Below are 22,234 nucleotides of genomic sequence, written 5' to 3'. Positions count from 1 at the left end.
CTACCAACCGCGGCCGGTACGCGGAGTGAGATTCCCAAGCCCGGCGGAGGGAGGGGCCAAGCAGGGCATCAAGGTGGTGCCGCGCGGACGGCACCAGCCATTGCTTGCCTCATTACCCTGCGATACAGACTAGAGCTCCGATTCCGAAGTTCGCAAGCTATTGCGGCCCCTCCGATGCGAACTTCGGAATCAAAGGAGCTCTAGCAACTTATTGATTCTAGTGCGGCTTTGAATTTGAAGTTCCTATGATGAGGTTACCGCGAAACTGATAGGAACTTCAAATTCGCCGCACTAGATCATGTCGCTTGGTACGTAGACCGGATCGTCCCCATTAAGCGGGTCCCTTGGTGTCTAGGGAAGATAATAATGAGCAGAGCGCAGAACCTTACTGAATATCCCAACGCGCGCGGGGCAGTCGCTGCAACCGAAGATCATGCCAATGTTGAGCTGCCGAAACAGGAACAACGATCGACGCTAAGCGTGACGATTGTGCGGATGGGCTTTACGGTCTCCGCTACTGATTTGCTGTTTGGCATGTCGCTTGGTCTGTTTTTTCATTTCTGGACGGCGGTGGCCGTCTCGGCGATTTCGTCCATCATCATTAGTGTGACCTCAATCCTCGTCGGACTGATTGGCCAGCGCGAGGGGCTCACGACGCCGCTGGCCACGCTCATGGTCTTCGGCCGCGAGGGCTGCCGCGTCCCGTCGTTGGTTCTCGGCGTCGTCTGGACGGGGTTTGTCGGTTACAGCACGGCCATCACGGCAGACGTATTGCCCGGTCACACCCCCGGATGGTGGCTTTTTTACGTCGTCGTGTTGAGCGCAATTTATGCGTATCTCAACGCGAGTGGATTTGCGAAAGGCCTTTTATGGGTCTCGAGGATCAGCGTGCCGGTGATGCTCGTCGCCGTGCTCATCGCCGTCGTCGCGGCGGTCAACCACGCCGGCGGCCTCAGTAATATCATCAATGGAACGCCGGTGGAACTCGGCAAGGCCGGGTTTGCCACGATGGTTGGCTTGGGAGCCGCGAAGTGGCTCACCGGTGCAACCACGTCACCTGACATCACCCGCTTTGCGAAGAGTTCGGCCGCCGTCTACACCACCACGATTGCCGAATTTATCGTTGGTAACCTCGGCTTCAACTTGCTTGGAATTATCATAGGAGCCGCCGTCGGTACGGCGCAGATGGCGCATGCGTTCAGCACGATCGGCCTCGCATCGCTGGGCGCCCTGGCGATCTTCGTGCAGGGTTTCCCGCACGAAGTGAACGGCGGCTACAGCGCCAGCGTCGGCATCCGCACAGCGCTCAGCATTCCGCGCCTCTATGCCTGCATCATTGTCGCCGTGGGCGCCGCGATCCTTGCCTATTATGGCCTTACAGAAGGGGTTCTAAAGAGTTTTCTGCATTTTCTCGGATATATCGCCTATGCCATTCCGCTCATTCCCGGAATCATGATCGGCGACTACTTCCTGCTTCATCGGGGACATTACGAAGGGCGAGTTGCCGATGCACAGGCGGTTAACTGGCGTGCCATGTGGGCTTTCATCATCGGGCTGGTCATCAGCGTCTACCTCGGGGTGGTGCTCCACGACGTCCTCTGGCGCTCGCTGCCGGTTATCGGATTTGTCGTCTATCTGATATTGTCGTGGAAGCAGCTCGTTGCCGCTTGGACCAAGCCGACATCGTCACCTTGATAGGCGAAAACCGGCACGCGATTTGTCCGACATCTTCCGAAGGCATAACTGGTGCGCCTTCGCCAGTGTCGTCCAGCCGGTATCAACGGCGTGATAGGTGCTTCACTCGCTCCCCCGAGCGTTCAAGCCCTTTCAGCGGCATGGCGGCAAAGGCGGACCGCGCGATCGCAAAGCTTCGACCCCAAGGGCATTCTCAATCGCGGCCGGATGACACGGGGATAGTGCGGTGGATTTGACATTCACGAAGGCCGTGCCCAAATTGCACTTGATCGCAAATCGCGGGCCAGTCGCGCCGGCCCGCAAAACGCGGTCAAGGGACGGAACATGGCGGCGACGCGGATCGACTGCGATATCCATCCAGCCATAGGCGGGACGCGCACCACGCTGTTGCCCTATCTCGACGATCACTGGAAAGAGCAGGTGGTGAGCCGGGCGATCGACGGGCTCGATCTCAACAGCTATCCGCCGCATATGCCGCTCTCCGGCCGCTCCGACTGGCGGCCTGCGAAAGGCAAGCCCGGCAGCGATCTGGCGATGGTTCAGCGCGGCGCGTTCGACCAACTTGGCTCGAGCCACGCCATCTGCAATGTGCTCTATGGCGCGCAGGCCGTTTACGATCCCTACATGGCGTCTGCCTTCTGCAAGGCGATCAACGACTGGATCGCAGCCGAGTGGCTGGATCGCGATTCCCGCCTGCGCGCCTCGATCGTGATTCCGTGGCAGGCGCCGGACCTTGCGATCGAGGAGATCGAACGCCGCGCGCCCGACAAGCGATTCGTTTCGGTTCTGGTGCTGGCGCAGGGCGAGAGCCTGCTCGGCCGGCGGCATTATTGGCCGGTGTGGCAGGCCGCCGAGAGGCATCATCTGCCGCTCGCCATCCATGCCGGCAGCGCCTACCGGCAGGCGCCGAGCTCGGTCGGCTGGCCCTCGTACCGCTACGAATATTACCTCGCCGAAGCGCAGGCGTTTCAGTCCCAGGTGCTCAGCCTGATCTATGAGGGCGTGTTCCTGAAATTTCCAAAGCTCAAGGTCGTGCTGATGGAATCCGGCGTCACCTGGCTGCCGGCTTTCATGTGGCGCGCCAACAAGACCTGGCGAGGCGTTCGCGTCGAGGTGCCGTGGGTCGATCGCGAGCCGGCCGCGATCATGCGCGACCATGTTCGCCTCACCATTCAGCCGTTCGATGCGCCGCCCGATGCGGCCGGTGTCGCCGACATCATCGAGATGATCGGATCCGACAAGATGTTCCTGTTTGCGTCCGACTATCCGCACTGGCAATTCGACGGTGATGACGCCATCCCGCCGCATCTGCCGCCCGGTATCGTCTCGCGCATGTGCGCGGAAAATCCGCTTGAAACCTTTCCGCGGCTTTCGCTCGCCGCTTAAGTCACATCATGATCCGGACCCGGAGGGCCGCGTTAGCGCAAAGTCGGAACCGGTTTTCCGATAAGATCATGATCCAGAAATAGACGATGGAGGATCGCATGAGTGATGTCATCGACCGCCCGCTGCTCGATCAGGAAAAGCCCGCGAAAACCAGGCTGCGCATCATCGACTGCGACGTGCATCCGAGCCTGCATGCAAGGAGCGACCTCAATCCGTACCTCGCCAGGCGCTGGCAGGAGCACATGAAGACCTACGGTGACCATTTGCTGACGCCGTATATGGGCACCACGCCTTATCCGCGCTCCTCGCCGTTGATCGCGCGCCGCGATGCCTGGCCGCCGACCGGCGGACCTCCGGGCTCGGATCTCGATTTCATGCGCAAGCAATATCTCGATCCGCTCGATGTCGAGTTCGGCCTGCTGCAGGTGCTCGACATGTTCATCTTCTCGCAGCAGAACCTCGAATTCGGCGCCGCGATCCAGCGCGCCATCAACGAATGGCAATTGGCGCACTGGACCAGCAGGGATCCGCGGCTGAAGGCGGCGATCCTGGTCGGACAGGACGGCGCGGATTTAGCTGTCGCCGAGATCGATCGCTGCGCCAAGGTCGGCCAGTATGTGCAGATCAACATCTCGCCGCGGGCAAACGAGCCGATCGGTCGCCGCCGTTATTGGCCGATCTATGCGCGTGCGGAGGAACTGGGCCTGCCGGTCGGCATCCATGTCGGCGGCTACGGCGGTCACGCGCCGGCCGGCGGTGGCTGGCCGTCTTATTATGCGGAAGAGCACCAGTCGAATGCGCACACCATGGCGGCGACCCTGACGAGCCTCGTGCTCGAAGGCGTGCCGGAGCGCTTCCCGCGGCTGAAGATCGTGTTCATCGAGGGCGGGTTCGGCTGGATCTCATCGACGATGTGGCGGATGGATCAGCATTTCGAACGATTCCGTGACGAGGTGCCCCATCTCAAGCGGCGTCCGTCGGAATATGTGCGGGAGCATTTCTGGTTCACCACCCAACCGATCGACGAGCCGGATGAAGCCAGGCATCTGCGCTCGCTGATCGAATGGGTCGGCGTCGATCGGCTGCTGTTTTCGTCGGATTATCCGCATTGGGATTTCGACGATCCGCGGTTCGCGTTCAAGACACCGCTCAGCGAGGCGGAACGGGTCAAGATCTTCAACACCAATGCCCGCGCCGTCTACAAACTCTGATCGCAAATTTCGAATAGTTGGCATGACACGTCACATTGTCGCCCGCACGTCAGAGATCCCGCCCGGCGGCAACAAGGTGGTCACGCTCGATGGCCGCGGCGTGGTCGTGTTCCATGCCAATGGCGAGTTCTTCGCGTTGCTCAATCGCTGTCCCCACGCCGGCGCGCCACTCGATCAGGCGGCCTGCGTGGCGCGGCTGACCTCGCCGGAACCCGGGGTCTATCAGCGCTCGCGCGTCGGCGAATTGCTCCGCTGTGCCTGGCATGGCTGGGAATTCGATATGCGCAACGGCCAATCCTGGTTCGATCCCCAGCGCGTCAAGGTCAGAACCTATCCGGTTGTCATTGAAGATGGCGAAACGCTCGCCAAGGGGCCGTACGTCGCCGAGACCTTTCAGGTTCACGTCGAAGACAATTACGTGATCGTGGAGACCTGACTTTTTGCATTCAGACAGAGTTGTCGTGCTATAAGCCGGCATCGTTGGTGAGGACGGGTGCGGGCCGGTGTCGAAACAGTCAATGCGCGAAGAGGCCGAACGCCTGATCCGCGAGGCGATGGCGCGCAAGCCACTGGTCGTCAAGGAAGGCAATACCCGCATCGAGGCGATTTGCGGAAAATGCGGCGCGCCGAACCGCGTCTCCGCCGAACGCGGGGTCACGCGGGCGAAATTCACCTGCAAGCAATGCGGCCACAAGCAGGAGACGCTGTAAGGCCCCGCGTCAGCCATCTTTCAGGAATTCACAAACGCGACCGCATCATCCGGAAGCGAGCGAGAGGTATGGGAGGACTTCCCATCAGGCTATCGCGCGGCCGGCTCGACTTTGATCCTCATGGCGAGGAGCCGCGGCGTCTCGAACCATGAAGCCGTTCAGTCGATAACGGAGATGATATTCCTGACGGGAGAGGGAAGTTCAATGGCAAAGCCAACACAAGCCGTCGGTATCGCCAGGGGCCGATGCCTCTGCGGCAGTGTGACGTTCGAGATCGATGCGCCGGCGCGCTGGGCCTGGCACGATCACTCCTCCGCCAGCCGGCGCGCGCATGGCGCGGCCTATGCGACCTATGTCGGGAGCTGGCGCAAGCGCTTTCGCATCACCGCGGGCGAAGATGAAATCTCGCACTTCGAGGATTCTGCGACCAAGACCCGGCGCTCGTTCTGCAAGCGGTGCGGCACGCCTTTGATCTACGAGCGGCCGCGCTCGCCGCATATGGTGAACATTCCGCGCGCGCTGTTCTCCGACCGCACCGGCCGGCAGCCGCTCTATCACATCGCGATCGAAGAGTTGCAGGAATGGACCTATACCGGCGAGCCGTTGGTGCCGTTGAACGGGTTCCCCGGCGTGGTCTGGCATCGCGGCAAAATGAAACCGCGCAACCATCGCGAGGGAATGTTCTAGCTCCCGGCGGACTTTCGTCTCGCTTGCGTCGGTGCCTTTGCGGGCTTCTTGGCGCGCGTTGCCTTCGCCGCAGGACGTTTGGCTTTCTTCGCTGTTTTCCCTGGGAGCGTGGCTGCGAATTCGACCCCGCGCGCCAGCCATTTTTTCAGCATGCCTTCGGTGCGGTATCCGTCGGGCGCGACCCGCACATAGCCCTTCATGATGCGACCACCCATCTCCATCGGACCGCTATGGGGTTCATGCACCATCTGCGCATGCGCCTCGGGCCCGACCCGAACCAGAAGGCCACCGCGTCCGGAGACCGCGCAGCACATGTTGCCGTTCACCATGAAGCAGATGCCGCCCATCAGCGGTTGCTCGGTCACATTTCTTCGGCCGCGAAGCAGCCGGCGTATGTGTTCGGTGGTTTTCTCATCATAAGCCATCGATTCCTCCCCTGATGCGCTTGACTATAGCAGCCCCGCTTTGAAAGGAGATTGCGCAATGCAGCCATGACCGCACTTCCTTGCATCGCAAACTCAGGTTTGCTCATGATGCACATTGATCGGAAACACAAGAACACAGGCCAGAGGAAACATGAAAAATCGCATCACCGGGCGCTCGGCGTTCCTGGCCTTGCTCAAGGACGAAGGCATCACGCATCTGTTCGGCAATCCCGGCACCACCGAATTGCCGATCATGCATGCGCTGAAGGATCATCCCGACCTCACCTATGTGATGGCGATGCAGGAGAGCCTCGTCGTGGCGATCGCCGACGGCTATAGCCGCGCTTCGGGTCGCCTCGTTGCCTGCAACGTTCACGTCGCGCCGGGGCTCGGGAACGCGATGGGCTCGCTCTACAACGCGCAATTCACCGGCACGCCGATGATCTTGACCGCCGGCCAGCAGGAGCAGGGCCATGGATTGATGGAGCCGCTGCTCTATGGCCCGCTGGTGCGATTGGCCGAGCCGTTGGTGAAATGGGCGGTGGAGGTGACGCGGCTGGAAGATCTGCCGCGTATCGTGCGGCGCGCCGCCAAGATCGCCACGACGCCGCCGACCGGCCCGGTTTTCATCTCGTTGCCCGGCGACATTCTCAATTCGGAGGCCGGCATCGAGCTCGGCCGCGCGACCCGCGTCGATACGCGCGTGAAACCGTCCGATGAGTCGTTGCAGATGCTGGTCTCGCGCATCCTCAAGGCCGAGCGCCCGGTTATCGTCGCTGGCGACGAGATCGTAAAAAGCGATGCGTTGCAGGAAGCGGCTCAACTGGCAGAAACACTCGGCTGTCCGGCGTATCAGCAATCGGTCCCATACGGCGCGCACTTCCTGTCGGAAAGCCCGTGCTTCGTCGGCGCGCTGTCGCGCTCGCAGCCGCAGGTGCGCGACGTTCTTGCGCCGTTTGATCTCCTGATCGCGCTCGGCGCCGATCCCTTGCGCATGTCGGTCCACAGCGAGACCGATCCGTTGCCGGAGGGACTGTCGATCGTGCAGGTCGGTCTCGTCGAGTGGGACCTTGCCAAGAATTACGGCGCGGAGATCGCGCTGAAGGCCGACGTGAGGGAGACGTTGCGGGCACTGGTTCCGGCGCTGAAAGCGAAAGGCGGCGCGGCGCTGGAGGCCAAGGCCAGGAAAGGCATTGCTGCGCTGTCGTCGAACAACTGGACGGCGCGCCGCGCCATACTGGTCGAACAACTGGCTAAACGCTTCGATCGCGCGCCGATCGATCCGGATCATCTGACCTTGCAGGTGGTCGAGGCGTTGCCGGACCACGCCATCGTCGTTGACGAGGGCCTGACCTCCTCGCGGCAGATGCTGTCGCTGCGGCCGCACCGCGATCGCTACGGCTACCATGCGTTGGCGTCAGGTGGCATCGGCTGGGGATTGCCGGCATCCGTCGGTGTCAGCCTCGCCAATCCGGATCGGCCGGTCGTGTGTTTCTCCGGCGACGGCAGCGCGATGTATTCGATCCAGTCGCTGTGGACGGCGGCGCATCACAAGCTGCCGCTGAATGTCGTGATCGCCAACAATGGCGGCTATCGCATCATCAAGCAGCGGCTGCTCGCCTTCCATGGCGACGACCACTATGTCGGCATGGACTTTGCCGATCCCAAGGTTGATTTTGCCGGTATGGCCAGATCACTCGGGTGTGAAGCGATACGGATCAGCGACCCCGGGGAATTGAGGGCGACGCTGACCTCCGCGTTCAAGCGGCCCGGCACCAAGCTGATCGAGGTGATGGTGGACGGGACGGTGTAGCTGCGCTGTCATTCCGGGACGCGCGTGAGCGCGGGCCCGGAATCCATCGCGCCGCAGAGTTTGTTGAGGAATGGATTCCGGGTCCGGTCCTTCGGACCATCCCGGAATGACGTCAGGTTGATGGTGCGCGGGTCACTTCGGCCTATGCCGCACCGCCGGGTGCGGCGTATCGAGCCGTGCGCGGCCCGCGCCGAACAGCTTTTCCCGCAACGTGCCTTCGCTGTAGGCCGTCTTGTAGCGGCCGCGCCGTGTCAGTTCCGGCACCAGCAGGTCCGAGATATCAGCGAAATCGCCGGGCGACACCGCAAAGGGCATGTTCAGCCCGTCGACGTCGGTCTGATCGAACCAGGCTTCGATCGCATCGGCCGCCTTTTCGGGCGTGCCGATGACCACGGGTCCGATGCCGCCGATGCCGACATGCTGGGCGACTTCGCGCACGGTCCAGACGCGACCGGGATCGGCGCGGGTGATGTTGTCCATTGCCGAGCGACCGGCGTCGTTCTCGACATGCCGCACCTGCTGGTCGAGGTCGTAAGCCGAGAAATCGACGCCGGTCCAGCCGGACATCAGCACCAGCGCGCCCTCCGGATTCACATGGCTGCGGTAGTCTTCATACTTTGCCTTGGCTTCCGCGTCGGTGCGGCCGAGGATCACGGTGAACATCGAGAACATCAAAATCCCGGCCGGATTGCGCCCCGCTTTCGCGGCGAGTTCGCGAATGCCGGCCACGCGCGGCGCGATGATCTTCGCTGAAGGGCCCGACATGAACACGCATTCGGCGTGTTGAGCCGCGAACTGACGTCCGCGCGGCGACGTCCCTGCCTGATACAGCACGGGCGTGCGCTGGGGCGAGGGCTCGCAGAGGTGGATGGCATCGAGGCGGAAGTTCTTTCCCTGATGCTGGACGCAATGCACCTTTTTTGGGTCGGCAAAGATGCTGCGCGCGCGGTCGCGTATCGCAGCGTCGTGCTCCCAGCTGCCTTCCCAGAGCTTGTAAACTACCTCCATATATTCGTCCGCGATCTCATAGCGGTCGTCGTGCCCGGTCTGCTTGTCCTTGCCCGCGCCTTTTGCAGCGCTGTCGAGATAGCCGGTGACAACGTTCCAGCCGACCCGTCCCTCGGTGAGATGATCGAGCGTCGACATTCTTCGCGCGAACGTATAGGGCGGTTCGTAGGACAGGTTGGAGGTCACGCCAAAGCCGAGGTTTTTGGTCACCGCGGCCATCGCCGGGATCACCAGCATCGGATCGTTGACCGGCGTCTGGGCCGCATTGCGCACTGCCGCCTCATGACTGTTCCCGAACACGTCATAGACGCCGAGCACGTCGGCGAGAAAGAGGCCATCGAACCGTCCGCGCTCCAGCGTTCTGGCGAGATCAAGCCAGTAGGGCAGGCGATTGTAGTCGGCCGTGCGGTCGCGCGGATGCGTCCACAGCCCGGGCGATTGATGCGCGACACAATTCATCGCAAAGGCGTTGAGCCGGATTTCTTTTTTCTTCATGCGAACTGCTTTCGATCACCTCGCGCCCGCGCCGCAATGGCCCCGGGCGATAGATTACTCGCCGGATCTTATGCCGGACCGTTACTCGAATTGTCGCATCCCGTATGATTTTAGCAAAGGCCTCAAGACTTCCGGCCGCCGCCGTATCCCGCTAACGTGACCCTTCCCCGGGACGGGAATAAACGACGAACAAAAGCCATGACCAGAACTGACGCCATCACTCGCGCCCATCAGATGATCCATTCCGGCGAATTTCTCGCCGAACTCGATCGCCGGGTCGCCTATCAGACCGAAAGCCAGAACCCCGAAAAGCGCGATGCGCTGGCCGCCTATCTGACCGACGATCTTCAACCGGCCTTCTGGGAAATGGACTTCTCGACCCGGTTGATCGAGTCCCCGGCCGGAAAAGGCCCCTATCTCCTGGCGGAATACCGCGAGAGCGCGTCCGCGCCGACCGTCCTGGTCTATGGCCACGGCGACGTGGTCGACGGCATGGTGGGCGAGTGGCGGGACAATCTCGATCCCTGGCGCACGACGCAAGTCGGCAACCGCGTCTATGGCCGCGGCACGGCCGACAACAAGGGCCAGCACTGCATCAACATGGCAGCGCTCCGCGCGGTTCGGCAGACTCGCGGCGGCAAGCTCGGTTTCAATGTGAAATTCATCATCGAAACCGGGGAGGAGATCGGCTCGCCGGATCTGCCGCAGGTCTGCGAAAGGCTTCGCGAGGACCTGAAGGCCGACCTGTTGCTCGCTTCCGATGGTCCGCGGCTGTCGGCCGAACGTCCGACGCTGTTTCTCGGCTGCCGCGGTGGTATCCGGATTCATCTCGATGTCGCCTTGCGCGAAGGAGGCCATCATTCCGGCAATTGGGGCGGCGTGCTGGCAAATCCCGCGACGATCCTGGCAAATGCCATCGCATCTCTCGTAGATAGAAGCGGGCGATTGCAGCTCGAAGCGTTAAAGCCGCCGCCATTGTCGAACCGCATTCGTGCCGCGCTCGCCGATGTCGAGGTCGAGCCGATGGCGGACGAACCGGCGCTGTCGGAGAACTGGGGCGAGGATGGAATGTCGGCGGCCGAGCGGCTCTATGCCTGGAACACGCTTGAAGTGCTGGCGATGTCGTCGGGCAACATCGAAAAGCCGGCCAACGCCATACCCGGCCATGCGTCGGCGGTGCTGCAGCTGCGCTTTGTGGTCGGCACCCGGGTCGACAACATCGCGGATGTCATCCGCGCGCACCTGCACGCGCGCGGTTTTGCGATGGTCGCGGTTTCCGCAACACAGCGGTTCGCCGCCTCGCGCACCGATCTGGACAGCCCCTGGATCAACTGGACGGCAGAATCGATCCGCAAGACGACCGGAAAGGCACCGGCCGTGCTGCCGAATTTCGGCGGCTCGCTGCCCAACGATGTCTTCACCGATATTCTTAAACTGCCGACCGTGTGGGTGCCGCATTCCTATCCCGGCTGTTCGCAGCATGCGCCCGACGAACATATCCTGCTGTCGGTGACAGAAGAAGCGCTCGGCATCATGGCCGGCCTGTTCTGGGACCTTGGCGAATTGAAAGCACCGCTTTGAGCTGAAGAGGATTGCATGGCCGTTTCGGGGTCAGCTTGGGGGCTTCGCCATGGTCGGAGCTCTTGCCGTGACGGAGTGGCGCAGGCGCGCCTTCAGGCCCAAAGGTTGGCTTGCGACGGCCTGACGTTCGGACCATAAATGCGTATGACGGTATCCAGTGCGAGCGATATTGCCGTGGCCGAGACGTTTGCGGGCATTCCCGCCATGCTAGGTCGGGCGCCGGATCTCGTTGTTCGTGGCCGAATGCTCAGCTGCGAATGCCTGTTGGGGCCGATCGATCATCCGTTTCATGTCTCGATCCGCGACGGCGTCATCGTCGACATGACGCCGGCGCCCGTGTTGATGCGTTCCTGGCGTTTTGCGTTTCGCGCTTCATCTGCCGCCTGGATGGAATACTGGCAGCCGATGCCGCGGCCGGGCTGGCACGATCTTCTGGCGCTGACCAAGCGCAAGGAAGCCATCCTCGAAGGCGACCTGCATCCCTTCATGACGCATTTGCAGTATTTCAAGGATCTGCTGGCGCTCCCGCGTTCGCACCGGGGGGAGGCGGCATGAACGGTGCGATCGAGCCGATCGTCGGCCGCTACGTCCATGCCGGCATCGGCGGCGAAAACCACAGGATCTATTTCGAGGAGAACGGCGCGGGCATTCCGCTGGTCTGTCTGCACACCGCCGGCTCTGATGGAAGGCAGTGGCGGCACCTGCTAACCGACGAGGAACTGGCAAGGCATTTCCGCATCATCGCTTTCGACATGCCCTGGCATGGCAAGTCAAACCCACCGGAGAGCTGGGACGGCGCGGAATATCGCCTCACCACGGCGCGCTATGCCGAGACGATCCTGGCGTTCTGCCGGGCGCTGAAACTCGACAAGCCGGTGGTGATGGGCTGCTCCATCGGCGGTCGTATCGTGCTTAACCTTGCGATCGAACAGCCCAGACAATTCCGCGCGCTGATCGGGCTCGAAGCCGCCGATTTTCAGGCGCCGTGGTATGATACCAGCTGGCTCAACCGGCCCGACGTTCACGGCGGCGAAGTCTGCGCCGCGCTGGTGTCCGGCCTGATCGCCCCGCAAAGCCCGCAAGCCGCGCGGGCGGAGACGCTATGGTGCTACAAGCAGGGCGGACCCGGCGTGTTCAAGGGCGATCTTTACTTCTACCGGGTCGATGGCGACCTGCGCGGGCGCGTCGAGGGGATCGACACCGCCGCCTGTCCGATTTATCTGCTTACCGGAGAGTACGATTTTTCCTGCACGCCGGAGGACACGGTCCGCACGGCGGCAGCCATCAAGGGCGCTCATGTCACGGTCATGGAGCAACTCGGTCATTTTCCGATGAGCGAAAACCCGGCACAGTTTCGCCGTTACATCGCGCCCGTCCTCGACCAGATTCGAAATCATTCCAAATCGGATAAGCAGAAAGTCGGATAAACAGGGAGTCCATTCATGAAACGAACGCTTATTGCAGGCGCAGCCTTCGCCGTTGCGCTCTCGGCAGGTCCGGCGATGGCGCAGGAATTGACGGGAACGCTGAAGAACATCAAGGAGACCGGCACGATCACTCTCGCCTATCGTGATAGCTCGATTCCCTTCTCCTATCTCGACGACAACCAGAAGCCCGTCGGCTACGCCATGGACATCTGCTACAAGATCGTCGATGCCGTGAAGAAGGAGCTCAAGCTCGACAAGCTCGAGGTCAAGCTCAATCCGGTCACGTCCGCCACGCGTATCCCGTTGATGGCAAACGGCACCGTCGATCTCGAATGCGGATCGACCACCAATAACGCCGAGCGGGAGAAGCAGGTCTGGTTCACCAACACCCACTTCCTCACGGCGAGCCGCTTCGTCTCGAAGAAGGCGAATCACCTCAACTCGATCAACGATCTCAAGGGCAAGTCGGTGGTCTCGACGTCCGGCACCACCAACATCAAGCAGCTCAACGAGGCCAATGCCGCACGCAATCTCGGCGTCAACATCATTCCGGCGAAGGATCACGCCGAGGCCTTTCTGATGGTGGAGAGCGACCGCGCGGTGGCCTTCGTGATGGACGACATTCTGCTCGCAAGCTTTATCGCGAGCTCCAAGGATCCGGACGCTTACGTCATCTCGACCGATGCGTTCTCCAAGCCGGAGCCCTACGGCATCATGCTGCGCAAGGACGATGTGGCCTTCAAGAAGGTGGTCGATGCGGCGACCGCGGCGCTTTACAAGAGCGGCGAGGGCGAAAAGATCTACGACAAGTGGTTCCAGTCGAAGATTCCGCCGAAGGGCCTCAATCTCAAGGTGCCGCTCGGACCGGAGCTGAAGTATGAGTTCGCTCATCCCTCGGATTCGCCCGATCCGGACTCCTACAAGACGATGTGAGGCGCGAAGACGGGGAAACGCCAATGCGACGCGTAAGCGGGATGGGCCTTGCTGTTGTTGTGGCTTGGTTCGCCGCGCAAGCGCCGCTTGGCGAGGCTCCCGCGCGGGCGGACGAGCTTTCGGGCACGCTGAAGAAGATCAGGGAGACCGGGTCGATCGCGCTCGGCTTTCGCGACTCTTCGATTCCCTTTTCCTATCTCGACAACAACCAGAAGCCCATCGGCTACGCCTTGGATATCTGTTACGCGGTCGTCGATGCCGTGAAAAAGGAGCTCAAGCTCGACAAGCTCGCGGTCGAGCTGGTCCCGGTGTCGTCATCGACCCGCATTCCCCTGCTGGCCAACGGGACCATCGACCTTGAATGCGGCTCGACCACCAACAACCCAGAGCGGCAGCGCCAGGTTGCCTTCGGCCATACCCATTTTCTCACCGCGACTCGCTTCATCTCGAAGAAAACCAACAGGCTCGACACGATCGAGGACCTCAGGGGCAAGCCGGTGGTCGCGACGTCCGGCACCAGCAACATCAAGCAGCTGATCGAGACCAATGCGGCACGCCACCTCGGCATCAACGTCATCCATGCCAAGGACCACGCTGAAGCCTTCCTGATGGTCGAAAACGACCGCGCCGTCGCCTTCGTGATGGATGACATTCTGCTGGCAGCGTTCGCGGTCGGCTCCAAGAATCCGGACGCTTACGTCATTTCGTCCGACTCCTTCTCGAAACCGGAGCCTTGCGGCATCATGCTGCGCAGGGACGATCCGGCCTTCAAGAAGGTGGTGGACGAAGCGACCTCGGCGCTCTACCGGAGCCCGGAGGGGCCAAAGCTCTACGATAAATGGTTCATGCAGAAGATCCCGCCGAGGGGACTTGACCTGAACGTGCCGATGGGAGCGGAGCTGAAACACGAATTCGCCAACCCGTCGGACTCCTCCGATCCGGATGCTTACAAGGTGATGTAGCAGTGGGACGACGGCCGTGAACTACCACTGGAACTGGCACATCTTCTTCGAGCCGTCCCCGAACGGGACCGGCACCTATCTCGACATGCTGCTGTCCGGGCTGATGGTGACGATCGTCACCTCGCTCGCCGCCTGGGTGATCGCACTTGCAACTGGCGCCATCGTCGGCGTGATGCGCACGCTGCCATCAAAGGTCGCCAATTTTTTCGGCTTTTGCTACGTCGAATTCTTCCGCAACATGCCGCTTCTGGTACAGCTGTTCCTGTGGTTCTTTGTCCTGCCGGAACTGCTGCCGCACGCCTGGGGTCTCTGGCTCAAGCAACTGCCGAACGCGCCATTCTATACGGCGGCGATCGGCACCGGCCTGTTCATGTCGGCGCGCGTGGCCGAGCAAACGCGGGCCGGCATCAATTCGCTACCGCGCGGCCAGAAGATGGCGGCGACCGCGCTGGGGTTGCGGACCGCGCAGGTCTACCGCTACGTCCTGCTGCCGATCTCGTTCCGCATCATCCTGCCGCCGCTGACGTCGGAATTTCTCTCCACCATCAAGAACACTTCCGTTGCGCTCACCATCGGCCTGATCGAGCTGACCGCCGAAGCGCGCGCGATGCAGGAATTCTCGTTTCAGGTGTTCGAGGCGTTCACGGCCGCGACCGTGCTCTACCTCCTGATCAACATCGTCGTCGTCATCGCCATGCATTTCGTGGAACGCCGTGTGGCGATTCCCGGCTATATCAGCGGGAAGTAGCCGATGATCGCCAATTTCGATTTTGACGTCATCCGCCGCTCGCTGGGCTACCTGTTTCTCGACGGCATGACGTTCACGCTGATGCTGACGGGGCTGGCGACGTTCGGCGGCATTATCTGGGGCACCCTGATCGCGATGATGCGTCTATCTGGCGTGTGGGTGCTGTCGCGCATTGCTCAGCTCTATGTCGATCTGATGCGCTCGCTGCCGCTGGTTCTGGTTATCTTCTGGTTCTACTTTCTCGTCCCCTATATCGGGCAATGGCTGACCGGCGCGTCGCGGCCCATACGTGTCGGTGCCTTTGAGTCCTCGCTCCTCACCTTCACGCTGTTCGAGGCGGCTTACTACGCCGAGATCATGCGCGCGGGTATCCAGTCCATCTCGAAGGGCCAGCCGGCGGCAGCTTCCGCCCTCGGCCTGACCTACTGGCAAACCATGCGTTACGTCGTGTTGCCGCAGGCCTTCCGCAACATGCTGCCGGTGCTGCTGACGCAGACCATCGTGCTGTTCCAGGACACCTCGCTTGTCTACGTGCTGTCGATCACCGATTTTCTCGGCGCGGCCAGCAAGGTGGCGCAACGCGACGGCCGGCTGGTCGAAATGTACCTGTTCGCAGCCCTCGTCTACTTCGTCATTTCCAGTATCGCGTCATTCGGCGTGCGGCGCCTGCAGGCGCGCATCGCCATCGTTCGTTAGTGCATGATCCGGAAAAATGGAAACCGGCTTTCCGAACAAGATTGTGCCGAGATAGTTGAGGTTGTCATGATCGAGATCAGCCACGTCGATAAATGGTACGGCACGACCTTCCAGGCGCTGAAGGATTGCACCACCAGCGTCGCCAAGGGCGAGGTGGTCGTCGTTTGCGGCCCATCGGGATCGGGCAAGTCGACGCTGATCAAATGCGTCAACGTGCTCGAACCGTTCCAGAAGGGAACAATTACGGTCGACGGCGTCTCGGTCGGCGATCCCCGTACGAACTTGCCGAAACTGCGTGCGCGCGTCGGCATGGTGTTCCAGCATTTCGAGCTGTTTCCGCATTTGCGTATCATCGACAATCTCTGTCTCGCGCAGGAAAAGGTGCTGGGCCGCCCGCACGCCGATGCGATCGCGAAAGCCTCGAAATTGCTCGATCGCGTCGGCCTGAAGGATCACGCAGAGAAATATCCGGCGCAACTGTCCGGAGGTCAGCAACAGCGCGTTGCAATTGCCCGTGCGCTGGCGATGGACCCGATCGCCATGCTGTTCGACGAGCCGACCTCGGCGCTCGATCCCGAAATGATCAGCGAGGTGCTCGATGTCATGGTCGATCTCGCGCGCGACGGCATGACCATGATGGTCGTTACCCACGAAATGGGGTTTGCCAGCAAGGTCGCCAACCGGGTCATCTTCATGGATCAGGGCGAAGTCGTGGAGGACGCGATCAAGACCGATTTCTTCGACAAGCCGCGCAGCGAGCGCGCGCAGAAGTTCTTGTCGAAGATATTGTCGCATTAAAGCGTCATAGCGAGCGATAGCGAAGCATCCAGAGGAAAATGAAGGACTGGATTGCTTCGTCGCGCTGCTCCCTTGCGCAAACGCGTAGCGTTTGTCGCAGGCAATGACGAGAGTGGCAGCTTTTCGCACTTTAGAACGGCATTTGCGAGGGTTTATCGGGCGTCGTATTTCGCCTATATGTCTTGAAATATCGCCTCACTGTCGCCGGGAGAATAACCTTGGATTCCATCGCTTACGTCAACGGTGACTTTGTGTTGCTCTCCGAGGCCAAGGTCTCGGTCCTGGACCGCGGCTTTCTGTTCGCCGACGGGATTTACGAAGTCTCCGCGGTGCTCGGTGGCAAGCTGATCGACAATGACTCGCACCTTGCCCGGCTCGAACGTTCCGTCGGCGAGATCAAGCTGCCGCTGCCCGAAACCGTCGCGCGCATCAAGGAGATCCAGCACGAGCTGATCTCGCGCAACCAGCTCAAGGACGGCCTGGTTTATATCCAGGTCACCCGCGGCGCCGACGTGGGGCGCGACTTCGCCTTTCCGAAAGGCGTCAAGCCGACGCTGATGATGTTCACCTCGGTGAAAGATATCGTGAACGCGGCTTCCGCCAAGACCGGCATCGGTGTCATCACCGTGCCGGATATCCGCTGGACGCGGCGCGACATCAAGAGCGTGGCGCTGCTCGCGCAAGTGCTGGCCAAGCAGGCCGCGGCCGAAGCCGGCGCCGGCGAAGCCTGGATGATCGAAGACGGCGGCAAGGTGACCGAGGGCGGATCGTCTTCCGCCTTCATCCTCACCAAGGACGACGTGTTGGTGACGCGCGAGAATTCATCGGCGATCTTGCCGGGCTGCACGCGCAAGGCGGTGGTGAAGCTCGCCGAAGAGCGTCAGCTGCGCGTCGAGGAGCGGGCCTTTACGATCGAAGAGGCGCTGCGGGCCAAGGAAGCCTTCATCACCAGCGCTTCGTCCTTCGTGCAGCCGGTGGTGAAGATTGACGGCGAGCTGGTTGCCGACGGCAAGCCCGGGCCGGTTGCCCTGCGCTTGCGCGAAATCTACATCGAATTCGCCCGCGCCACGGGGACGTGACGCGAGGGACAAGGGAGAGCGATCGCGCTCTCTTCGCGTCCACATGGGCGCGGGTACTCTCTCCTCATAACGACACGTCGTTCCGCGCATGGCACCGTGCGCAGACTTGAAATCTGCTATAAGGCGCTCAAAACCGAAGGCCGGGAGGGCGCCGATGCTCATTGCTGACAGCAAAACGAAACGGTTCGCGCTCGCGTTGGCCTCGTTCTGTCTCGCTGTTTTCGCAGGCGCCCCTGCTGTGGCCGCGCCCTACCCCGAGAGGCCGATCAGGCTTGTCGTGCCGTTTGCGCCAGGTGGTGGTACCGATGCCGTCGCACGCATCCTTGCGCAGGAGATGGCGAAGGACCTCGGCACCTCCGTCTTCGTCGAGAACCGGCCCGGGGCAGGAACCATCATCGGAACGCAGGCCGTCGCGGTGCGCCAGCCGGACGGTTATACGCTTCTGATGGGAACGTTCTCGCACGCGGTCAATTCGACGTTGAACGCGAGGCTGCCTTACGACCCGCACAAGGATTTCGCGCCCGTCGCGCTGATCGCGCGCTCCTTCAATCTCGTCGTCGTCAATCCGAAATCATCGGTTCGATCGATCGCCGACCTCGTCGCGGCGGCGAAAGCCAATCCCGGCAAGATGACATTCGGGACTTACGGCGTCGGCACCTCGGCGCACCTCGCGGGCGAGTTGTTCAACGACCTCGCCAAGGTCAAGCTGATCGCCGTACCCTATAAAGGCGCCGCGCCTGCCATCACCGATCTGATCAGCGGTCAAATCGATGTGATGTTCACCACGGTCGCGAGCGCTGCCTCGCTGGTCGAAAGCGGCCAGTTGCGCGCGATCGCGGTGACCTCGGCGGAGCGGTCGCCCGCCTTTCCGCAAATTCCAACCGTGGCCGAGGCCGGAGTCCCCCGTTATGCCGCCGAAAGCTGGTACGGGCTGTTCGCGCCGGCGGGCACGCCCAGGAACGTGATCGACCGCCTCAATAAATCGGCGGCCACAGCCGTCCAGTCCGACGCCTTCAGGAAGCTCGGCGTCAATGAAGGGCTGGTGACGGTTGCACTGCCGCCTGAGGCGCTCGAGCGATATGTTCAGGCCGAGGAAGAGCGCTGGCGGCGAGTCATTCGTGAGGCAGGGATTACAATTGAATAAGGTGAAATCCTGTTGCGGTGCGGTGACTATTGTTCGGGCGGGCCGTTAAGGAATATTCCACGGCGGCAGGGGTTGCAGAGGACACCTGTTTCAGGCACTTGGCCAACACGGCCTTCTAGTGTCCCGGTCCTGACATTCGTATTCTGTCGCGGCGAGTGCTTTTACGAATGTCAGGACCAAAGGGACACTAGCAACGATATGATTCTAGTGTGGCTTTGACACTGACGTTCCTTCGAAGCGGTCGCTGCAAAACTGTAAGGAACGTCAGTGTCGCCACACTAGTGTTCTGCCCCCATTTCAGACCCACGGAGGATCCCCATGTCCAGTACGTTCCAGCGCACGCTTGCGGCTGCGATGTTTGTCATGACCTGCTTCGCGTTGCCGGCATCTGCGCAAGAAAAGCTGCGCATCCGCGGCACGATCGAGAGCGTCGACGGTGCGGTTTACGTCGTGAAGAACCGTGACGGTGCCGAGGTGAAACTCACCGTCACCGATCCCCACCTGTACGTCGCGATCGTCAAGGCGTCGATGGCCGACATCAAGCCGGGCCAGTTCGTCGGCGCCACCGGCGTGACGCAGGCTGACGGTAGCCAGAAGGCGATCGAGGTTCACATCTTCCCGGAATCGATGCGCGGGACGGGTGAAGGCCATTACGATTGGGACCTCAAGCCCAACACCAAGATGACCAATGCCAATGTCGAGCAGACCGTTGCCGGCGTCGATGGGCCGGTGCTGACCGTGAAATACAAGGACGGCGAGAAGAAGGTCGTGGTGACGCCGGAGACCAAGGTTGTCACCTACGTGATGGGCGACAAGGCCGATCTCAAGCCGGGCATCAAGATCTTCGTCGGCGCCGCCAAGAAGGCAACGGACGGAACCTGGACGACACCCCGCGTTACTTACGGCAAGGATGGCTTGACGCCGCCGATGTGAGGGGGCGTTGGAGGACGACCAAAGAAACCAACAAAACAACCAACGACAACAGGGAGAATAAGATGCGTTTGATGACTTCATTGGCGTTGGCGGCCTGCGCCGCCGTTGCGTTCTCTTCGCAGGCGCTGGCACAGTCGCCGGCGCCGGCCGCTCCAGCAGCTGTGCCCGAGAAAATGCCATTCGACATTCCCTACGGCATCTCGATCGGCCTCGATCACGCCAAGCAGCTGGTGGCAGCCGCGGAAGCCGAAGCCAAGAAGCACAATTGGAAAATGAACATCGCGGTGGTCGACACCAACGGTGAACCGGTGCTGTTCGAGCGGATGGAGGATGCGCAGATCGCCTCCGGTTCGATTTCGATCGGTAAGGCCCGCACCGCTGCTCGTTTCCGCCGCGAAAGCCGGCTTTTCTTCAACGCCTATGAAAGCGGCCATACCTATGTTTCCACCCTTGATCCGACGCTGGTCGCGAGTCCCGGCGGCTTTCCGCTGGTCCAAGGTGGCAAGTTGATCGGTGCGATCGGCTGCAGCGGCGGCACCGGCGAACAGGATGCCGTGACCTGCAAGGCTGCCGCCGATTTGCTGAAGTAGTTTTTTCCAGCGTCTGTTGGCGCTGGTCCTTGACGCGTGTTGAGCGACGCCGCGGCGGTCCATCCTCCGCGGCGTCGCTGCGTTCGCCATGCCCTTGTTCAAATCATCGCAGTACGGCAAAGCAATCGCCGAACGGATTGACGATCCGATCGTTAGATAGCAGCCATCCGGTGGTCCGATTCCGACATTCGCATCCCTTCCCGGCTCACGCACGCCAGACGAAATGCGCTGGCGCTGGGATCGGCGCTCGCCGCATTCATGTATCCGCACACGCTGACCGGCGTCTTCGCGTCGAAATCCGCCGGCACGATTTCAAGGCTATTTCTCGGCGACGAATCGGTTGCGCAGCATGCCGATGCCGGTGATCTCGATCTCCACCGTGTCGCCATCCCTGATGTTGGGCGACGCGCCGTCGGTGCCCATCCAGATCACGTCGCCCGGCCACAGCGTGAAGTATTTCGTCATCTCGACGATGAATTCCTTCACGCCGAAGATCATGTCGCCGGTCCGGAAACGGTTGGTTTCCTTGCCGTTGACGCGCACGACGGTTTCCATCTTGTCGAGATAGGCCGAGGTTTCGATCCAGGGGCCCATCGGCTTGAAGGTGTCGGCGTTCTTGGAGCGCCACAGACCGCGGTCGGCCTTCTGCCAGGTGCGCTCGCTGACGTCGTTGCCGATCGTGTAGCCGAACACGCACTCCATCGCGTTGTGCTCGTCGAGGTGTTTGGCCTCCTTGCCGATCACGACGACGAGCTCGCCCTCGTAGTGAATCTGTTCGGTGGCGTTGGCTGGAATGACGACGTTCTCGTCATGGGCGATCAGCGCGTTCTGCGCGCGGTAACCGACCTCGGGCCGGTCGGGCACGTTCGGCACCTCGCCGCGCTTGTTGGCGGCTTCCTTGAGATGCCTGAGATAGTTCAGCCCCACGCAATAGAAGGTGCGCGGGACGACGGGCAGTTCGATCTTGACGCCAGCGAGCGCGTGCGTCCGCGGCGTGCGCTGCCATTCTCCAAAGGGATCGCCGTCGACCGCGATGACGCGGTCGCCTTCGACGATTCCCCAGGATGAAGTCTTGTCTGCGGTGAATTGAAGCCAGCGCATGGGTTGTGGCGATCCGGTTAGTTTTCTTCCTTCACGAGCGTCGAGGTCGCCGGACCTTCGCCCATGATCAGGAGCACGGCGTCCTCGTCCTTGGCGCCGTCCCAATGCACCTGCTTGCCGAAATGGGTGACGAAGCTGCCGGCGGGCAGGGGCTTCGCGTTGGCGGGATCCCACTTCGGTCCGGTGCCGACCCACCAGGTGCCTTGCAGCACCACGATGTAGCGGTCGTTGGGATGGAAGTGCGGATGGCTGAAATGGTTGCCCTTGGTCCACTTGTTATAGACCATGTAGAAGCCGGGCTTACTGGGATCGCCGACCACGACGGCCGATTGCCCGCCGCGCGCGTCGACCTTGCTCCAGGGAATCTGGTCAGGCAATTTGTAAATCAGGGCGGCAGGATTGGGCTCGGCCGCCGAACTCACGCTCAACGTGCCGGCGAACGCCAGCGGTATCAGCAACGTGCGCCAGTGCGCGATCTTCATGCTTTTCCTCCCGTGAAAAGTCTCGAGCGTTGTTGAGGGAATCCTAGCCGGTCCCGTTCTTGCCGGAAAGAGGCGGGGGGCGCATGCGTGCCAGCTGCAAATTTGCGTGAGCGTTGCGGGCTGTGGCCTGAACGTCGGGAATTTTTGTTGAGAGGCGTGTGGCCCGCTATGCCGAGCATGTTGATGAACGGCGCTAGGGCTTGAAGCTTCGGCGTCACGACCCTCGACCTTCATGATCGACTACGGAGCGGCCCATCAATATTTCAAAAACCATGCATCTCGTTTACCTAAGCCGATAAGCAATTGAAAACCCGAAAGCGCCCAAAGTCG

The 22,234-nt window shown here is 61.5% G+C and carries 23 protein-coding genes; 19 read left to right on the top strand and 4 right to left on the bottom strand.

The features are described from left to right. Positions 1 to 366: 366 nt before the first annotated feature. The 6 genes from M6D32_RS06355 to M6D32_RS06330 all read left to right on the top strand — a co-directional run bounded on the left by M6D32_RS06355 (position 367) and on the right by M6D32_RS06330 (position 5,689). On the top strand, positions 367 to 1,695 hold the full coding sequence (locus tag M6D32_RS06355; RefSeq protein WP_298254479.1) for a cytosine permease: 1,329 nt from the start codon (positions 367 to 369) through the stop codon (positions 1,693 to 1,695). A gap of 324 nt (positions 1,696 to 2,019) precedes the next feature. Beyond that, on the top strand, positions 2,020 to 3,081 hold the full coding sequence (locus tag M6D32_RS06350; RefSeq protein ID WP_298254477.1) for an amidohydrolase family protein: 1,062 nt from the start codon (positions 2,020 to 2,022) through the stop codon (positions 3,079 to 3,081). A 98-nt stretch (positions 3,082 to 3,179) separates the two neighbouring features. Then, entirely contained in the window at positions 3,180 to 4,292 is a 1,113-nt protein-coding gene (locus M6D32_RS06345; protein WP_298254475.1) for an amidohydrolase family protein, read from the top strand. A 22-nt stretch (positions 4,293 to 4,314) separates the two neighbouring features. Then, positions 4,315 to 4,728, top strand: coding sequence for a Rieske (2Fe-2S) protein (locus tag M6D32_RS06340; protein ID WP_298254473.1), 414 nt, complete (start codon positions 4,315 to 4,317; stop codon positions 4,726 to 4,728). Between the two features lie 67 nt (positions 4,729 to 4,795). Further along, entirely contained in the window at positions 4,796 to 5,002 is a 207-nt protein-coding gene (locus M6D32_RS06335; RefSeq protein WP_298254471.1) for a hypothetical protein, read from the top strand. A 204-nt stretch (positions 5,003 to 5,206) separates the two neighbouring features. Beyond that, the gene (locus M6D32_RS06330) at positions 5,207 to 5,689 is read left to right on the top strand and encodes a GFA family protein (protein ID WP_298254469.1); all 483 of its coding nucleotides are present in this window, start codon (positions 5,207 to 5,209) and stop codon (positions 5,687 to 5,689) included. Here M6D32_RS06330 and M6D32_RS06325 read toward each other — a convergent pair. After that, complete coding sequence (locus tag M6D32_RS06325; protein ID WP_298254467.1) at positions 5,686 to 6,114, bottom strand: TfoX/Sxy family protein; 429 nt, start codon at positions 6,112 to 6,114, stop codon at positions 5,686 to 5,688. The genes M6D32_RS06330 and M6D32_RS06325 overlap by 4 nt on opposite strands. A 151-nt stretch (positions 6,115 to 6,265) precedes the next feature. Between M6D32_RS06325 and M6D32_RS06320 the strand changes: the two genes are divergently transcribed. Further along, positions 6,266 to 7,927 carry a thiamine pyrophosphate-binding protein gene (locus tag M6D32_RS06320; protein WP_298254465.1) on the top strand — a complete coding sequence of 554 codons (1,662 nt, stop codon included), beginning with the start codon at positions 6,266 to 6,268 and terminating at the stop codon, positions 7,925 to 7,927. Positions 7,928 to 8,059: 132 nt separating this feature from the next. On the opposite strand, the gene M6D32_RS06315 is transcribed toward M6D32_RS06320, so the two are convergent. Next, a complete protein-coding gene (locus tag M6D32_RS06315; protein ID WP_298254463.1) occupies positions 8,060 to 9,430 on the bottom strand; it encodes an LLM class flavin-dependent oxidoreductase in 1,371 nt (456 codons plus the stop codon). Positions 9,431 to 9,628: 198 nt separating this feature from the next. Between M6D32_RS06315 and M6D32_RS06310 the strand changes: the two genes are divergently transcribed. From M6D32_RS06310 to M6D32_RS06255, 12 genes are all read left to right on the top strand, one after another. Next, positions 9,629 to 11,011 (top strand): M20 family metallopeptidase, encoded by a 1,383-nt coding sequence (locus tag M6D32_RS06310; protein ID WP_298254461.1) that lies wholly within the window; start codon positions 9,629 to 9,631, stop codon positions 11,009 to 11,011. 138 nt (positions 11,012 to 11,149) lie between these two features. Next, positions 11,150 to 11,566, top strand: coding sequence for a hypothetical protein (locus M6D32_RS06305; protein WP_298254459.1), 417 nt, complete (start codon positions 11,150 to 11,152; stop codon positions 11,564 to 11,566). Beyond that, complete coding sequence (locus M6D32_RS06300) at positions 11,563 to 12,438, top strand: alpha/beta hydrolase (protein ID WP_298254457.1); 876 nt, start codon at positions 11,563 to 11,565, stop codon at positions 12,436 to 12,438. The genes M6D32_RS06305 and M6D32_RS06300 overlap by 4 nt, the downstream gene beginning before the upstream one ends. A gap of 75 nt (positions 12,439 to 12,513) precedes the next feature. Continuing rightward, positions 12,514 to 13,371, top strand: coding sequence for an amino acid ABC transporter substrate-binding protein (locus tag M6D32_RS06295; RefSeq protein ID WP_298254514.1), 858 nt, complete (start codon positions 12,514 to 12,516; stop codon positions 13,369 to 13,371). A 41-nt stretch (positions 13,372 to 13,412) separates the two neighbouring features. Beyond that, the gene (locus M6D32_RS06290) at positions 13,413 to 14,333 is read left to right on the top strand and encodes an amino acid ABC transporter substrate-binding protein (protein ID WP_298254512.1); all 921 of its coding nucleotides are present in this window, start codon (positions 13,413 to 13,415) and stop codon (positions 14,331 to 14,333) included. Between the two features lie 16 nt (positions 14,334 to 14,349). Next, positions 14,350 to 15,081, top strand: a complete 732-nt coding sequence (locus M6D32_RS06285) for an amino acid ABC transporter permease (protein ID WP_298254455.1) — start codon at positions 14,350 to 14,352, stop codon at positions 15,079 to 15,081. 3 nt (positions 15,082 to 15,084) lie between these two features. Continuing rightward, entirely contained in the window at positions 15,085 to 15,777 is a 693-nt protein-coding gene (locus tag M6D32_RS06280; RefSeq protein ID WP_298254453.1) for an ABC transporter permease subunit, read from the top strand. Between the two features lie 66 nt (positions 15,778 to 15,843). Then, a complete protein-coding gene (locus tag M6D32_RS06275) occupies positions 15,844 to 16,575 on the top strand; it encodes an amino acid ABC transporter ATP-binding protein (RefSeq protein WP_298254451.1) in 732 nt (243 codons plus the stop codon). A gap of 218 nt (positions 16,576 to 16,793) precedes the next feature. After that, on the top strand, positions 16,794 to 17,654 hold the full coding sequence (locus M6D32_RS06270; protein WP_298254449.1) for a D-amino-acid transaminase: 861 nt from the start codon (positions 16,794 to 16,796) through the stop codon (positions 17,652 to 17,654). A 154-nt stretch (positions 17,655 to 17,808) separates the two neighbouring features. After that, positions 17,809 to 18,798 (top strand): tripartite tricarboxylate transporter substrate binding protein, encoded by a 990-nt coding sequence (locus M6D32_RS06265; RefSeq protein ID WP_298254447.1) that lies wholly within the window; start codon positions 17,809 to 17,811, stop codon positions 18,796 to 18,798. A 318-nt stretch (positions 18,799 to 19,116) separates the two neighbouring features. Continuing rightward, positions 19,117 to 19,731, top strand: coding sequence for a hypothetical protein (locus tag M6D32_RS06260; RefSeq protein ID WP_298254445.1), 615 nt, complete (start codon positions 19,117 to 19,119; stop codon positions 19,729 to 19,731). A 62-nt stretch (positions 19,732 to 19,793) separates the two neighbouring features. Then, entirely contained in the window at positions 19,794 to 20,321 is a 528-nt protein-coding gene (locus tag M6D32_RS06255) for a heme-binding protein (protein WP_298254443.1), read from the top strand. A gap of 318 nt (positions 20,322 to 20,639) precedes the next feature. Here the strand turns inward: M6D32_RS06255 and M6D32_RS06250 are convergent, their stop codons facing one another. After that, positions 20,640 to 21,422 carry a fumarylacetoacetate hydrolase family protein gene (locus M6D32_RS06250; RefSeq protein WP_298254441.1) on the bottom strand — a complete coding sequence of 261 codons (783 nt, stop codon included), beginning with the start codon at positions 21,420 to 21,422 and terminating at the stop codon, positions 20,640 to 20,642. 17 nt (positions 21,423 to 21,439) lie between these two features. Then, a complete protein-coding gene (locus tag M6D32_RS06245; RefSeq protein ID WP_298254439.1) occupies positions 21,440 to 21,904 on the bottom strand; it encodes a cupin domain-containing protein in 465 nt (154 codons plus the stop codon). Between the last annotated feature and the right edge of the window lie 330 nt (positions 21,905 to 22,234).

The organism is Bradyrhizobium sp. (assembly GCF_027307225.1).
Taxonomy (GTDB): domain Bacteria; phylum Pseudomonadota; class Alphaproteobacteria; order Rhizobiales; family Xanthobacteraceae; genus Bradyrhizobium.
This window is presented reverse-complemented; position numbering and strand designations above follow the sequence as displayed.